The following is a 14,329-nucleotide window of genomic DNA, read 5'->3' on the forward strand; positions in this document are numbered from 1 at the left end:
GGCTGGTACCACCGCGGTCGGGGCGGTTGTGCATCTGTTGGCCACCGCCGTCGAGGATGGCCGGGACCTGTCCTCGATGAGCGGCTTCTGGCCGCCAGCTCCTACCGTCTGCTGTCGGCCTGGCGGGCCGGCCTCACTTCAGGTGCCGGGCGAAGAACCGGTTCCCGGCGTCCCCCTCGAACTGCGGGACGCCGGTGTGCCCGCCCATATTGGCGTGCAGCGTCTTCTCCCTGGAACCGAAGGCGTCGAACAGGTCCAGGGCCAGCTGCCGGTCGTTTCCTTCGTCGTCCCACTGCAACAGGACCTGCAGCGGAACGGTGACCTGCCGGGCCTCCTCGAACATGGTGCGGGGCACAAAACTCCCGGCGAACAGAAGGGCTGCCGAGATGCGCGGCTCGACCACCGCCAGCCGGATGCCGATGGAGATCACTCCCCCCGAGAACCCGACCGGGCCGCCGATCTCGGGCAGCGAAAGGAGGGCGTCCAGTGCGGTCCGCCATTCCGGGACCGCCTTCTCGACCAGCGGGAGGACGAGCCGGTCGACGATCTCGTCGTTGACCGGCTCACCGGCCCCCAGCGCCCGGAGCAAGTCGGCGCGGGCCTCCTCGGCGGCGGCCGAACGAGGCCGGTCACCGCCCCCAGGGAGCTCGATGGTGGCCGCGGCGAAGCCCTCCGCCACGGAGTGCCGGGCCCGCTCCGCCAGCCGGGGGTACATCTTGCGCAGTCCGCCGGGGTGGCCGAGCAGGATCAGCGGGGCCGGTGCGGATACGGATCCGGGCGTCCACAGGAGGCCGGGGATCTCGCCGAGAGTGAATTCGCGCTCGAGGACGCCGTCGTCGAGGCGCTGTCCGGAAGTGAATCGCACGGTCGTGCCTTTCAGGAGTGCTCTTGAACGGCGCTCCCGGACGACCTATCGTCCGACCATGACCCCGGAGGGGAGCACCCATGTTGATACTGCGTTCACGGGTACCACCTCCTCGCTCTCCGGCACGGCCTCCGGAAAAGTAGCAATGGTCGCGGTGGTCCACCAACGGGTTTTTGCGGAGGCTCCGGAGCCCGCCGCGAAGGCGATCACGCTCAGCCAGCAAGTTCCAACGGATCCACAGCCGCTCGCTCGACAAGTGCAGAGAAGGTCAAGGGCATGAGCGCCTGTCCTCCAGGACGGGTTGTCGTCGTGTCCGGGGTGGGGACTGCCCAGCTGGTAGAACTCGCCCCGCCCGTGTGAACCGCGTACCGCCAGCCTGGCGCGCAGCTCGGCAGCCGGGGCGGTCGGGTCCACCTGGAGGTCGGGGGGTTCGTGAGCCCCCACGCATGTGGGATCGCGCCGTGGTCCACCGGCTTCGGTCCGCGTGGCGGGGCTTGTCGGCCCTCGTTGCCGGGGGAGACGCTGAAGGACCGCTGGTCCCCGGCGACGTCATGGAAGGCCCTGCCGGTGCCGGTCCGGCAGGGCTCTTCCCGTCAGGGGGGCGGGGCCACCCGGTTGTCGGGCTCGTCGATCCACACCTGGTGGCCGATCGCGGTGACGGTGAGCCCCAAGCGGTCCCGGCCGGGCATTCCCCATCCCGCCCAGGTGAGGTAGGCCCTCTCCACCTCGTCCCACAGGTCGCGCGGACCCCTCTGCTCGACGCCTGTCCGGGCGTAGCCGGGGTCGTAGGCGATACGGGCCTGGGAGGAGCCGTCCCACATCCACACCTGGAAGGCGCCCCCCTCCCCGTCGGCTCCGTGCGCCTGGACCCCGGGGACCATGGCGCTGACGGTGACGTGGGCCCCCGGCGCGGCGCGCATGACCCGGCGGGGGTCGAGCAGTGTCGACCCCTCGCGCCAGCCCTCTCCGTCGAAGTCGGGGCCGGCGGGGCGCTGGGCCCGCATCAGCATGTAGGTGCTGCCGCCCGCGAACCGGCCGACGGCGCGGCTGTCGTCGAGGACGGTGAGTCTCACCCGGTGGCCGTGGCCGAACCCGGGCACCCACGGCGCGACGACGGTGCCGCCCGGCCGGGTCTGCTCCACCCACGCCATCGGGACCTCGCGCACGCCGCAGGTGGCGTGGACCCCGTCGTAGAGGGCGCCCGACTGCCAGCCCAGTGCCCCGTCGCCCGTGACGAGGGTGGGGGTGAGGCCTATGCGTTCCAGGTTCACCGCTGCCTGCCGGGCGACCTGTTCGTCGACCTCGATCGAGGTCACGGCGTCGGCGCCGAGCACGGTGGACAGCAGCGCGGCCGTCCACCCGGTCCCGGTGCCTATCTCCAGCACCTGGTCGCCGGGGTAGGGGTCGAGCAGTTCGAGGAAGGCGGCCACCATGCCCGGCGCGGACGCGGAGCTGGTCCCCGTCCCGGTGCCGAGGGTCAGGTCGCCTTCGCCGTCGTCGAGCTGGGTGACGACGGCGGTGTCGGTGTAGACCGCCGCACGCCAGGCGTCGGGGTCCCGGCCCCGGTCTATGGGGTGGGGCGGAGCGCCGTCCGTGGGAACCGCCCACGCCCGGGCCGGGACGAACTTCTCACGCGGTACGGAGCGCAGTGCGTCGCGCCAACGCGGTTCGGTCAGGTACCCCGACCGCGTCAGCGCGTCGACCAGGTTGTCGGTCCCGGGCATTACTTGGGCTTCTCGCGGGTTCTGCCGCCCGGGGGCGGCGTGTCGGGGGACTGCGGCGGCGGTTCGTAGGGCTTGCTGGGCTTGGGAGCACCCTGGTGCTTGGCCGTCATGGCACTGTCCTGTCGCTCAGGGAGAGGATTCAGAGTGACGGTAACTCACCGTGACTGATCTGTCAGTGGACCGGCCGATGCCGGACAGCGCGGGTTGCACCGCGTTGAGCAGGGGTACCGCCAGTCTCCTGGGCCGCCTCACTCGCGAAGGCCGGGTCCTTGAGCGTCCCTTCTTCGCCGGTGTGAGCCCCACGCGCGTCGGGATGGGCCGTCGTGCTGCGCCGGGCCCACGGGCCCGGCGCCGACGGCCTTCTCCCGCCGCGCCTCTGGTGTGGGGAGCGGCCTTCTCGGTCGGTGGGATGTCGGGAGAGGGGGGTAGGGCGCGGTCTGGGAGCAGCAGAGGCAGGACTCCCCGCAGGCGGCCGGCGCGCCGGAGCCGACACCCTCACCGACGCCGGCCTCACGGCAGGAGGTCACGGCCACGGCCTCCGACGCGGCACGCATCCGCGCCTACAGCGTCAGTGGCGAGACCGCTCTGACCGTCCACATCTACCCGGGAGAGTGCACGTCCGGCCATGTTCCGGCCAGTGCTCGGGAAGAGGAGCAGAGGCGCTGCCCCTGACCCCGGCACGAAGGTCCGGGTGGCCGGACGGGGCCCGGGTCGCACATCGTCGGGCGCACACCGCCGCGCCGCGTCCAGGAACAGGGCCGGACACGGGCGGCACCGCAGGTGCGGGAGCACGCGTCAGGGCTTGCGACCCACCCCGCAGTGCTCGTCCACGTCGTTGACCGAGCCCACCTCGGTGGGGTCCGGCCGCCAGCGGGGGCAGGAGACGACCCCGGGTTCGAGCAGTTCCAGGCCCTCGAAGAACGCCGCGAGCCGTTCGGGGGTGCGGTTCACGCGGGGACTCCCGCCCGAGGCGTTCCACCGGCGCACCATCGCGTCCATCTCCTCGGGGTGGATCACGTCGGTGTCGTCGGAGACGACCAGGAGGCTCCCCGGGGCCAGGGCCGCCATGAGTTCGGCCACCAGGACACGGGCCTCCCCGTCGTCGGTGACGTGGGCCAGCACCCCGGCCAGGACGAGCGCCACCGGCCGGGAGAGGTCCAGGGTCCGGGCCGCCTCCCGGACGATCCTCCCCGTCTCACGGATGTCGGCCCCCACGTAGCCGGTCGCGCCCTCCGCGGTCCCCACGAGCAGGGCCCGTGCGTGCGCCAGCACGAGCGGGTCGTCGGCCACGTAGACCACGCGCGACTCCGGGGCCGCCGCCTGCGCGATCACGTGGACGTCCTGCGCCGTGGGCAGCTCGCTGCCGACGCACAGGAACTGGCGCACCCCGTGCTCGTGGACCAGCCGGGTGATCGCCCGGCGCAGGAAGTCGCGGGCGGCCCTGGCGATCTCCAGGACGTGCGGGTTCGTCTCCAGGATCTCGTCGGCGACCGCCTTGTCCGCCGGGTAGTAGTCCTTGCCGCCCGTCCAGTAGTTCCAGACGCGGGCCGACTGCGGCACGGAGGCGTCGATCATCGGGGGACGTGCCTCGGAGGGGGTCACATGCGGCTCGCTTCTGTCCTCACGGGTCGACCGGGGGAGGGGACCCTGTCCGGTCGAACAGAGTGGCACAGCGCGGGAAGCCCTGCCACCACGGGACTCCAGTGTCTCAGGCGAGCTGCGGCGGACGGCTACCGCCGCCCGGGACCGGCCGCCGTGCGGCGCCGCAGGGGGGCGAAACCGACGGCCAGGCCGAGCCCGATCGCCGCCATCCCCAGCCAGGTCCCGGCCGTGGGGAGGGGCGCGCCGAACAGGGCGCCGATCAGCGCCGCGGCCGGTGCGGCCGCGCCCGCGGCGAGCCCCGCGCCGCCCGCCCCGATGCGCCCCACACCCGTGAACCACAGGACGAACGCCAGCGCGGTCGCCACGACCCCCAGGTAGGCGACCGCCCCCAGCGACGCGGGGGTGAGGAGCAGGCCGAGTTCCGCGCGCTCGGTCGCGGCGGACAGCACGGCGAACACCAGCGCCGCCACGGCTGCGGTCGAGGCCGTGTAGCTCCACGCCCCCATGCGCGGCAGCGCGGGTGCGCCGAACAGGGTGAGCCCCGCCTCCAGGGCGATCAGGGACAGGGCCATGAGGATGCCGAGGGCGTCGGCGGTGCCCCAGCCGGTCACCGCGACCGCTCCGAGGCTGACGACGACGGCCCCGGCGACAAGCCGCCGCGACGGGCGCTTACCGCGGGTGAGCGGGCCGGCCACCGAGAGGACGATCGGGATGCAGGCGACGGCGGCGCCCAGGACGGCGGGTTCGGCGTGCGCGGTGCCGATCACCACGGCGATGTTGAAGCCGACCAGGCCCGAGAGGGCGCCTCCGGCGACCCAGAGGAGGTCGCGGCCCCGGGGGAGTACGAGGCGCTTGCCGAGCAGGCGGGCCAGGGCCGCCACCGTGAGGGCGGCGACGGCGTACCGGGCGCTCTGGAGGCCGAACGCGGGGAGCCCGGCGGTCGCTCCGATGACCGCGACGCTGCTGCCCAGCAGGGCCATGCCGGCGAGGGCGGGCCACAGCCCCCACAGGATGCCGGGGGAGCCGGGGGCGGTGCGGGGGCGCGGGGAGGACGGGACGGGTGTTGTCTGCATGCGGTCCAGACTGGCCCCTCCTTGGTCCCGCCGACAGGGCCAAGTCCGGCGCAATAGAGTGGTCCAAATGAGCAAGGGTTCCGACTTCCTCCAACTCGACGCCGCCGGGGTCCCCAGGGGTGGGCGCACCGGCTGGCTGGCCTCCGCCCTGCGCGAGGCGATCGGTACCGGCGTCCTGGGGCCGGGGGCGCGCATGCCCGCGACGAGGGCCCTGGCCGAGGACCTCGGCTTCGCGCGCGGCACCGTCGTGGAGGCCTATCGGCGCCTCACGGAGGAGGGGCTCCTCGCCGCCAACCGTGGAGCCGGGACCACGGTGGCGGCGGGCCCCGTCCTCCGGGAGCCGTCGCCCGGTGTGGTGCCCCGCACCCGGTCCGGGGCCGGCTCCCGCCCCGGAGCTGGGGGAACAGGCGGCCCCGCCGCCGTACCCTCCCCCGAACTGGGTCGACGGCCCGGGCGGACGCCCGGTCCCGGTGCGGTCACGCCCGGCCGCACCGCGCCCGCCGAGGTCACGGACCTCTCCACCGGTCTGCCCGACCTCGCGGCGTTCCCGCGCGGCGCGTGGCTGCGGGCCGAGCGCGAGGTCCTGGCCACCGCGACCGCCCGCCAACTCGGCTACGCCCCGCCCCAGGGCACCCCCGAACTGCGCGTCGAACTGTCCGCCTGGCTGGCCAGGTCGAGGGGCGTGGACGCCCCTCCGGAGCGGATCGTCGTGTCGGCCGGGGTGACCGGGGCGCTCAGCCTCCTCGCCCAGGTGCTGCGCGACCGGGGAGTGGAGGAGGTGGCGCTGGAGGACCCCGGGGCCGACGGCAACCGCCGCATCCTGGGCTACTGGATGGACCGCGTCACACCGGTCCCCGTGGACGGCGAGGGGATCGACGTGGCCGGACTGGCACGCACCTCCGCGACGGCGGTCGCCGTGACCCCCGCGCACCAGTTCCCCACGGGTGTCGTCCTCTCGCCCGGCCGCCGGCGCGACCTGGTGGCCTGGGCGGGGCAGCGGAACGGGATCGTCATCGAGGACGACTACGACGCCGAGTACCGCTACGACCGCTCACCGGTCCGCGCCATGCACTCCCTCGCCCCGCACGCCGTCGCCTACACCTCCAGCCTGTCCAAGACCCTGGCCCCGGCGCTGCGCCTGGGCTGGCTCGTCCCGCCGCCGCGGCTGCTCGACGCGGTGGTGGAGCGGCGCTGGGCCACCGACCTCGGCTCACCGGTGCTGCCCCAGCTCGTCCTGGCCGCACTGCTGAGGGACGGAACGCTGGCCCGGCACCTGCGTTCGATGCGTACCAGGCACCGGGCCCGCCAGCGCGCGGCCGTCGCGGCGGTGCGCGAATACATGCCCGGGTGCCCGGTCCTCGGGGTGGCGGCCGGGGTCCACCTGCTGGTCATGCTGCCGGACGGGGCGGACGACGAGGAGGTCGCGGCCCGCGCCCTGGACGCGGGGGTCGCCGTGCAGCCGCTGAGCCGCAACCGCTCGGCGCCCGGCGCTCCGGGCCTGGTGGTCAGCTACGCGGGCCACGATCCGGAACGGCTCCGCGACGCCGTCGCGCGGCTCGGCAGGGTCGTCTGAGGGGCGGCGGGCCGGAGGTTGTCCACAGGGCGGCGGCTGGGGCTGGTCGGGGGCGCGGACGGGCGCCTACGCTGGAAATCGGGGGGGACCCCACGCGGGCGGCCCATGACCGGGCCCCGACGCGCGAACACGCCGACGCCCTCCCCGCCCCAGCGTCGGCTCCCGAGCCCTCCCCGCTCACGCCCCCGCCGCTGCCCGGGGCCCTGGCACAGCCGACGGCCGCCGCCCACCGGGTGGGGAAGGCCCGGTGGGCGGCGGCCGTCGCGCCTGTGTGCTGGTCGAAAGCGACGTGACTCCGGTTCAGAGCGAGTAGACGCGCACGTAGTCGACGACCATCCGCTGCGGGAACTGCGTGCTGCCGTCCGGGTAGCCGGGCCAGTTGCCGCCGACGGCCACGTTGAGGATCATGAAGAACTGCTGGTCGTAGACCCAGGGGTTTCCGCGCGTGTCGGCGGAGGTGTAGGTCTGGTAGGCGTTGCCGTTCACCGACCAGGTGACCGAGCCGGGCCGCCAGTCCACGGCGAACGTGTGGAACGTGTCGGCGAACGACCAGCCCTGCGGGTGCATGTAGGAGCCGGTCAGCGGGTTGCCGCCCGAGTAGCCGGGGCCGTGGAGGGAGCCGTGGACCAGGTGGGGTTCGCGGCCGATGTTCTCCATGATGTCGATCTCGCCGGAGTTGGGCCACGGCGTGCCCGGGAAGCTGCCGCCCAGCATCCAGAACGCGGGCCAGATGCCCTGGCCCCGGGGGATCTGGATGCGGGCCTCGATGCGTCCGTACTGCGGCTGGACCTTGCCCTGGGTGGTCATGCGGGCCGACGTGTAGGAGCCGTTCGCCTCCTGGCGCGCCGTGATGACGAGGTTGCCGTTGCCGTCGAGGGCGGAGTTGTTGCGGCTGTTCGTGTAGTTCTGCAGCTCGTTGTTGCCCCAGCCGTGGTTTCCGGTCTCGTGGTTCCAGTTGGCCGGGTTGGGCGCGCTGCCCGACGGGCCGTTGAACTCGTCGGACCACACCAGGGCGGCCTGGCTGTCCACCGTGTCGGAGGCGGGCGCCGCGGAGGCGGGTGCGGTGGACGCGGAGGCGGCGCCGGGGGAGAGGAGGGCCAGCAGGGTGAGGGCCGCCGTGGCCACGGGGGCGAGGAACGTGCGGGGGGAGCGCTCGGTGCGCATGGTCTGCTCCGGGGGGAGGCCCCGCCTGGGCGGGGCGGTCAGCGGGCGGAGTCGGGCCGTCGGACGCGGACCCTGGGAGGTCACGGCGGGAGGCGACCCAGCGTGGTCGCCGCGTGACCCGTTGGATTGTAAAGTTACTGTACGTTTAGTCACCTTGGTGTGCAAGGGGTGGGAACCCCGTTCTTGCCCGAACCGGGCGGCGTCGCCCCGACGCCGGGCACCGCGCGTCCCCCGGCCGTGCCCGGTCCCGCCCGCCGTCCCTCCGCTCCGCGTCGTCCCGGCGGCCGTTCGTCGGCTCCCCGCGCCTTGTCCGCGCCGGCCCGTGCCCCGCACGCCCTCCCGCCCCGTCCCGCCCCCTACTTGGAGGCCGCCGCCCCGTGGCGCCAGTAGCCGACGAAGGAGACGTTGGCCTTGGGGACCCCGTGCTCGCGCACCAGGGCGCGGCGCAGGCCGGTGGGCAGGCCCCGCTCCCCGGCCACGAAGCAGTAGGGCGTCCCCGGGGGGAGCTCCGCGGACAGGACGGTCTCCAGGGCGAGCGCCCCGGGTATCGCCGCCGCCCCGTCACGGGGCAGCCAGCGGACGCGGACGCCCTCGGGCGCCGCCACCTCCCGGGCATCCCCTTCCTCGGGCACCTCGAGGAAGACCTCGGCCCGCAGGTCCGCGGGGGCCTGCTCGACGATGGACAGCAGTGCGGGGACCGCGCTCTCGTCCCCCACCAGCAGGTGCCAGTCCGCGTTCTCCGGCGGCAGGTATTGACGTCCTCCCCGGGGTGAGCTCCGGGGATTCCCGCAGCCTCGCGGCTGTAGGCGCGAGACGCCTCGCGGCGTCCGCTGGTTCCTGCTTCGCGGACCGGTGCCCCACCCGAAAGCGGTGGTCTTACCCGGCCTCCACAGGCGTTTCAGCTCTCCGCTTCCCGCGCTCCGGCGAGTTTGCGTCCAGCGGCGAGCACGACCCGGGACGCGTTGACGTCCCGATCGTGGATGGTCCCACAGGCCCGGCAGGTCCACTTCCGCACGTGCAGGGGCTTGGGCCCGTCCACCACCCAGCACGTGTGGCAGGTCTGCGAGGAAGGCAGAAACCTGTCGACCCTGGCGAAGGTGCGCCCATACCGTGCGGCCTTGTACTCCAGCATGCTCACGAACGCCGCCCACCCGGCGTCGTGCACGCTCTTGGCCAACCGCGTGCGCCCGAGCCCCTTCACACACAAGTCCTCCACGTACACCGCTTGGTTGTCACGGATGATCGTGGTGGAGAGCTGGTGGTGGAACTCGCGGCGGGCATCGGCCACACGGGCGTGGACGCGGGCGACCCCCAGACGGGCCCTGGCCCGGTTCTTGGACCCCTCGGCCTTGCGGGACAGGGCGCGCTGGGCCTTGCGCAGTTTGCGTTGGGCGCGGCGCAGGAACCGGGGGTTGGCGACCCTGGTGCCCTCGGACAGGACGGCGAAGTGCCCCAATCCCAGGTCGATGCCCACATCATCGGTGGTCTGGGTGAGGGGTTCGTCCTGGGTCCGCACGACGAAGGACGCGAAGTAGCGGTCGGCGGCGTCCTTGAGGAGGGTCACGGTGGCCGGGGCCGAGGGCAGGGGCCTGGACCACTTCACCTTGACCTCGCCGATCTTGGGCAGGGACAGTTTTCCCTGGCCGGTGATCTTCCAGCGGGCGTTGGCGGTGAACCGGGCCGACTGCCGGTGGTCCTTGCGGGACTTGAACCGGGGCGGGCCCGTCTTGGGGCGTTTGCCTTGGAGGCCGTCGAAGAAGTTGCGGTAGGCGGTGTCCGCATCACGCAGCGCCTGCTGGAGCACGACCGCCGACACCCCGCCCAGCCACTCGCGTTCGGGGGTGCGCTTGGCGTCGGTGATCAGCTTCTTGGACAGCTCGCCGGCCGTGGGGAACGCCTGACCCTGGGCGCGCGCGGTCTCGCGGGCCCGCAGGGCGTCGTTGTAGACCACGCGAGCGCACCCGAACGCCTTGGCCAGTGCGGTGCGCTGGTCGGCGTCGGGGTACACGCGGAAGGAGTACCGCAGCTGCACACCCGCATCCTAGCGTTGGCCTAGGGGCGAGGAGAGCGATGTCAGGACCGGCAGACACTGTGTTTTCGCGATGCACGCGCACTTGGTTTTCGTGACGAAGTACCGGCACCGGGTCTTCACCGACCGCCACCTGTCACGGATGGAGGAGATCATGCGGGCGGTGTGCGCCGGCTTCGAGACCGAACTGGAGTCCCATTACTGGCGAGCCGAACGCCTGTGGTCCGGGTCGTACTTCGCCGGGTCGGTGGGCGGCGCGCCGATCGGTGTCCTGCGTCAGTACATCGAGGACCAGAAACGCCCGTCCCGAGGGACGGGCGTGTGTTCGGATCCGATTCACCTCTGGCGTGAACGCCGGAGCACCCTCGGACAAGACAGGTAGCACCCCTCCGCGAACAGCCCGGCCTCGTAGCCGGGCTCGGCCGCGGACGCGGACGACGTGCGCGCGGACCATCGCGCTGCGTTCGGGTTGCCGGATGCGCATGGCGTTCTCTTCTCCAGGGGGTGGGGAGGGGCGGAGGCCGCCGGGGTCGGGCGACCTCGGGCGGGTCAGGAAGAAGTTAGGTTAGCCTACCCAACATTCTTCTCCCCGTGCGGGGCCCGCCGCCCCGGCGGAAGCGGCCACGCGTTCCCGCGGTCCCTGGACGGCCGGAACCACCGCGTCCGCCCCGGTCGGGCGAAGCCTCCCCGCTCCGGCCTGCGGCGATGCCCCGCCCGGCCCGGCCGAACGGAGCCGGTGGCAGGAACCGCGGCGACGGGGGCATAGGGGAGGGCCAGAAGGGGAGGGAGATAGCAAGAGTTGCCGGAAAACGGTGTTGGAGGGACCGGAGTGATCTCCGGGCCGATGCGTCGTCCGCGAGGGCGGCGAAAGGATTCCGAAACCGCGTCATAGGCGCGGCACGGGACCGTGTACTCGGTGAACCCGGGGCACGGAAACCGTGTCGAACCGTGCACCCGGGGCTTTCCTGAACACCGACCCACCTCAAAGGACCATTCCATGAGCGCCACCGCATCCCACCAGGCCCACCCCGTCTCCGACCAGTTCGCGCGGGCCGCCTCCCGTGACACCTCCCGCGCCCGCTGGCGCCTGCGCGCCGTCCGGGCGGAGATCGTCGAGTTCGGTCCCGACGGCGACCCCGACCTCGTGCGCGTGACCGACGAACTGGAGCACCTGGAACTGGCCGCCGCCGCCAGGCCCTGACCGCGGCGGCCTCCGGCCGCCCGGAACCCCCGGGCCGGAGCGCCGGACCGTCCGCGGCCGGCGTCGCGCGGTCCCGACCGGTGGGTCGCGCGGACTCCCCGCACGTCCGCGCCCACACCGGCCCCTTCCGATCCCCGCCCGCCCTCCGACCGCCTCCGGGCGGTCGAGGTACCGGGCAGGGCGGACAGCAGCCCGCGCCCGCCCCGCGCTCCGCCGCCTCCCTACCCCGCCCTGTCCGAACTTCGCTCCCGTATGCCGCACGTCCCGGGGCCGTGTGCGGCGTGCCCGCTCCCGGCCGGGGCGCGGTGTCACGCGGAAACGGGAGAGGAACACCCCGCCCCCTGACTCCCGCGCCCGCTCGTGCGCGGTGTCACGGCGCCGGCGCCGGTTCGGCCGTTCCGGCGTCCGGAGAGGGTGCGCCACCGCAGCAGCCGGCCGGGGCAGCCGCTTCCGTGCCGGTCACGGGGAGCAGGTCCCGGCGGAGGGAGAGCACGGGCGTCTCCGCTCCGGACAGGCCGCCGCGGCGACCCCCCTGGTCCACGGCGGGCTCCTCCGCCGCCTCGGCGGGGCCGCAGCAGCCGCCGGCGTCGGCCTTGGTGGCAGTGGGGTCGTCGAACAGCCCGGCGCCGCCGCACACCCCCGTCTCGGGCAGGACCAGCTCCACCCGGGCCGCGCTCTCGTGGTCCCCGGCCAGGTGCGCGGCGATGCTGCGGACCTGCTCGTAGCCGGTCAGGGCCAGGAAGGTGGGGGCGCGACCGTAGGACTTCATCCCCGCGAGGAAGAACCCGGGCTCGGGGTGGGAGAGCTCGGCCGCCCCATGGGGGTAGACGGTGCCGCAGGAGTGCTGGTTGGGGTCGATGAGCGGGGCCAGTTCCACCGGGGCCTGGAGGGCCGGGTCCAGGCCGAGGCGGATCTCGGACAGGAAGGACAGGTCGGGTCGGAACCCGGTCAGGGCCACCACCTCGTCCACCGGCTCCAGCGCGCGCCCGCTCTCGCCGACGAGCACGAGACGGTCGTCCGCCGAGCGGACCTCGGCGGTGCGGAACCCGGTCACCACCTCGATGTGCCCCGCCTCCACGGCCGTGCGGGCCCGTTGGCCCAGGGCGCCTCGCGCGGCGAGCTGGTCGGCGGCCCCGCCGCCGAAGGCGTCGCCGACCTCCCCGCGCCGCAGCACCCACACCGCCTTCGTCCCCGGGCTCTCCTGGGCCAGTGAGGCCAGGGCCACCAGCGCGGTCAGCGCCGAGTGCCCGCGCCCGACCACGGCCGTGGTCCGCCCCGCGTGGCGCGCCCGGACCGCGGGGTCGGCCAGGTCGGGGATGCGGTAGGTCAGGTGGGCGGCCGCGGCCTCTTCGCCAAGAGCCGGCAGGCCGTCGCCGCCCACGGGGTTGGGCGCGTTCCAGGTGCCGGAGGCGTCCACGACCGCGCGGGCCGGGATCCGCTCCTCCCCGGCGCCGGTGCGCACGCGCACGGTGAAGGGCTGCTCCCCGCGCCCGGCGTCCACGAGCCGGTCCCGGCCCAGGCGGCTCACCCCCCTCACCTCGGCGCCGAAGCGCACACGGTCACCGAGGACCCCGGCCAGGGGAGCGAGGTAGGCGTCGACCCACTCTCGGCCGGTCGGGTACCCGCCGTCGTCCGGGCGCCGCCACCCGGTGGCGGCCAGGAGCTTCTCGGCCGCCGGGTCGACCAGGTCGCGCCACATCGAGAACAGCCGCACGTGCCCCCACTCGGACACGGCCGCCCCGGCCCGGTCGCCCTTCTCCAGGACCAGGACCGGAAGCCCGCGCGCGACCAGCTCCGCTGCCGCCGCCAGCCCCGCGGGGCCGGCGCCGATCACCACGACAGGAGATTCCTCGGCCATGACACACCTCTTTCATCGACTGCTGCCTATGAAGCGTGACTCTATCGATGAATATCGATGGAAGCAACCATAGATCGTGGTCGATAATGTGGGGCATGACCGTGACCCGGCCCGAGCGCGCCGTACCCGCACTGCCCCAGCCCGAAGCCGAGACCTACGCCGCCTGGTTCGCCTGCCTGGCCGAACCCATGCGCGTCCAACTGCTCCACGCCATCGCCACCACCCCCGGCTCGGTCAGCGTGGGGCAGCTCGCCGAGATGGTGGACGTGCGCCAGCCCACCGTCTCGCACCACCTGCGCAAACTCGCCGACGTCGGCTTCGTGACCCTGACCAGGGTGGGCACCTCCACCCGGGTCGCCGTCAACCCCGCCTGCTGCACCGGCCTGCCCCACGCCGCCGACGCCGTCATGGGCATGCTCAACGCCCGGCCCTGCTGCCCCACCGACCTGCCCGCCGACACCACCACCCGTGCCATGGCCGACGCAGACCTGGCCGAGGTGCACCGCATCTACGCCGAGGGCATCGCCACCGGCGACGCCACCTTCGAAACCGAGGCCCCCGCCGTCGAGGACCTGAAGGCCAGGTGGCTCCCGGGACACCGCTGGGTGGCCGAGACCGACGGGACCGTGGTGGGCTGGGCCGCCGCCTCGCCGGCCTCCTCCCGCGAGGCCTATGTCGGGGTGGCCGAGACGTCGGTGTGCGTCGCCGAGGGCGCCCGCGGCCGGGGCGTGGGAAAGGCGCTGCTGTACCGGCAGGTCACCGAGGCCGACGCCGCGGGCCTGTGGACCCTGCAGACCTCGGTCTTCCCCGAGAACCGGGCAAGCCTGGCCCTGCACCACCAGGCGGGCTTTCGCACCGTCGGGGTGCGCGAGCGCATCGCCCGCCACCACGGCGCCTGGCGCGACACCGTCCTCCTCGAACGGCGGAGGCCGGAGGACGACCGGGCCTGATGACACGGCGGGGGCGGCGCGGGCCGGGGCGCGCGACGGCCCGGCCGGGCGGGGCGCCGTCGCGGGAGGCGCGGGCGGAGATTTCGAGACGACGGGGTCTGCCCGCGGGGCCGATCACTCCAGCCACACGGTGACCACGCCCCCCACCGCCCCCAGGACAGCCCCACAGCTCCTCCTCCCTGGTGAACAGGGGTGCGGCCGTCTCCATAACCACCGTCACATTGTTGGTGGGAAAGATCTGTCAACCCCCTGTGTGACCACGGCGTCTCTGAGAGAGACGGTGCTCGCGC

General features: G+C 73.8%; 11 protein-coding genes and 1 pseudogene. 4 read left to right on the plus strand and 8 right to left on the minus strand.

The genetic code is table 11. The features are described 5' to 3' along the window. Positions 1-133: 133 nt before the first annotated feature. From ACFQBR_RS23820 to ACFQBR_RS23835, 4 genes are all read right to left on the minus strand, one after another. On the minus strand, positions 134-865 hold the full coding sequence (locus ACFQBR_RS23820) for an alpha/beta hydrolase (RefSeq protein ID WP_344181922.1): 732 nt from the start codon (positions 863-865) through the stop codon (positions 134-136). Positions 866-1,458: 593 nt separating this feature from the next. Then, a complete protein-coding gene (locus tag ACFQBR_RS23825) occupies positions 1,459-2,589 on the minus strand; it encodes a methyltransferase domain-containing protein (protein ID WP_344181920.1) in 1,131 nt (376 codons plus the stop codon). Between the two features lie 795 nt (positions 2,590-3,384). Continuing rightward, positions 3,385-4,164: an SAM-dependent methyltransferase gene (locus tag ACFQBR_RS23830; protein WP_344181956.1), complete on the minus strand. Its 780-nt coding sequence runs from the start codon at positions 4,162-4,164 to the stop codon at positions 3,385-3,387. A gap of 155 nt (positions 4,165-4,319) precedes the next feature. Further along, on the minus strand, positions 4,320-5,264 hold the full coding sequence (locus ACFQBR_RS23835; RefSeq protein ID WP_344181917.1) for a DMT family transporter: 945 nt from the start codon (positions 5,262-5,264) through the stop codon (positions 4,320-4,322). 67 nt (positions 5,265-5,331) lie between these two features. On the opposite strand from ACFQBR_RS23835, the gene pdxR reads away from it, so the two are divergent. After that, complete coding sequence (pdxR, locus tag ACFQBR_RS23840; protein ID WP_344181915.1) at positions 5,332-6,837, plus strand: MocR-like pyridoxine biosynthesis transcription factor PdxR; 1,506 nt, start codon at positions 5,332-5,334, stop codon at positions 6,835-6,837. 300 nt (positions 6,838-7,137) lie between these two features. Here the strand turns inward: pdxR and ACFQBR_RS23845 are convergent, their stop codons facing one another. The 3 genes and pseudogenes from ACFQBR_RS23845 to ACFQBR_RS23855 all read right to left on the minus strand — a co-directional run bounded on the left by ACFQBR_RS23845 (position 7,138) and on the right by ACFQBR_RS23855 (position 10,033). Then, positions 7,138-8,001, minus strand: a complete 864-nt coding sequence (locus ACFQBR_RS23845) for a glycoside hydrolase family 16 protein (protein ID WP_267945264.1) — start codon at positions 7,999-8,001, stop codon at positions 7,138-7,140. 356 nt (positions 8,002-8,357) lie between these two features. Then, positions 8,358-8,762, minus strand: a pseudogene (locus tag ACFQBR_RS23850) (siderophore-interacting protein); the annotation flags it as partial. A 137-nt stretch (positions 8,763-8,899) separates the two neighbouring features. Next, entirely contained in the window at positions 8,900-10,033 is a 1,134-nt protein-coding gene (locus ACFQBR_RS23855; RefSeq protein ID WP_344181913.1) for an RNA-guided endonuclease InsQ/TnpB family protein, read from the minus strand. A gap of 70 nt (positions 10,034-10,103) precedes the next feature. Here ACFQBR_RS23855 and ACFQBR_RS23860 point away from each other — a divergent pair, with 70 nt between their 5' ends. Both ACFQBR_RS23860 and ACFQBR_RS23865 read left to right on the plus strand, forming a co-directional pair. Next, positions 10,104-10,412 carry a transposase gene (locus tag ACFQBR_RS23860; RefSeq protein ID WP_344181911.1) on the plus strand — a complete coding sequence of 103 codons (309 nt, stop codon included), beginning with the start codon at positions 10,104-10,106 and terminating at the stop codon, positions 10,410-10,412. Between the two features lie 615 nt (positions 10,413-11,027). Continuing rightward, positions 11,028-11,231 (plus strand): hypothetical protein, encoded by a 204-nt coding sequence (locus ACFQBR_RS23865; RefSeq protein WP_267945261.1) that lies wholly within the window; start codon positions 11,028-11,030, stop codon positions 11,229-11,231. A gap of 370 nt (positions 11,232-11,601) precedes the next feature. On the opposite strand, the gene ACFQBR_RS23870 is transcribed toward ACFQBR_RS23865, so the two are convergent. Further along, entirely contained in the window at positions 11,602-13,089 is a 1,488-nt protein-coding gene (locus tag ACFQBR_RS23870; RefSeq protein ID WP_344181909.1) for an FAD-dependent oxidoreductase, read from the minus strand. A gap of 95 nt (positions 13,090-13,184) precedes the next feature. Here ACFQBR_RS23870 and ACFQBR_RS23875 point away from each other — a divergent pair, with 95 nt between their 5' ends. Further along, positions 13,185-14,039, plus strand: a complete 855-nt coding sequence (locus ACFQBR_RS23875) for a helix-turn-helix domain-containing GNAT family N-acetyltransferase (RefSeq protein WP_344181907.1) — start codon at positions 13,185-13,187, stop codon at positions 14,037-14,039. Positions 14,040-14,329: the final 290 nt, after the last annotated feature.

It is taken from the genome of Nocardiopsis tropica (genome assembly GCF_042660575.1).
GTDB classification, from domain to species: domain Bacteria; phylum Actinomycetota; class Actinomycetes; order Streptosporangiales; family Streptosporangiaceae; genus Nocardiopsis; species Nocardiopsis tropica.

Bases quoted from the DNA above. Each gene is read 5' to 3' on its own strand.
- ACFQBR_RS23825 (WP_344181920.1), bottom strand. From the start codon at position 2,589: ATGCCCGGGACCGACAACCTGGTCGACGCGCTGACGCGGTCGGGGTAC.
- ACFQBR_RS23830 (WP_344181956.1), bottom strand. From the start codon at position 4,164: ATGATCGACGCCTCCGTGCCGCAGTCGGCCCGCGTCTGGAACTACTGG.
- ACFQBR_RS23835 (WP_344181917.1), bottom strand. From the start codon at position 5,264: ATGCAGACAACACCCGTCCCGTCCTCCCCGCGCCCCCGCACCGCCCCC.
- pdxR (WP_344181915.1), top strand. From the start codon at position 5,332: ATGAGCAAGGGTTCCGACTTCCTCCAACTCGACGCCGCCGGGGTCCCC.
- ACFQBR_RS23845 (WP_267945264.1), bottom strand. From the start codon at position 8,001: ATGCGCACCGAGCGCTCCCCCCGCACGTTCCTCGCCCCCGTGGCCACG.
- ACFQBR_RS23860 (WP_344181911.1), top strand. From the start codon at position 10,104: ATGCACGCGCACTTGGTTTTCGTGACGAAGTACCGGCACCGGGTCTTC.
- ACFQBR_RS23865 (WP_267945261.1), top strand. From the start codon at position 11,028: ATGAGCGCCACCGCATCCCACCAGGCCCACCCCGTCTCCGACCAGTTC.
- ACFQBR_RS23870 (WP_344181909.1), bottom strand. From the start codon at position 13,089: ATGGCCGAGGAATCTCCTGTCGTGGTGATCGGCGCCGGCCCCGCGGGG.
- ACFQBR_RS23875 (WP_344181907.1), top strand. From the start codon at position 13,185: ATGACCGTGACCCGGCCCGAGCGCGCCGTACCCGCACTGCCCCAGCCC.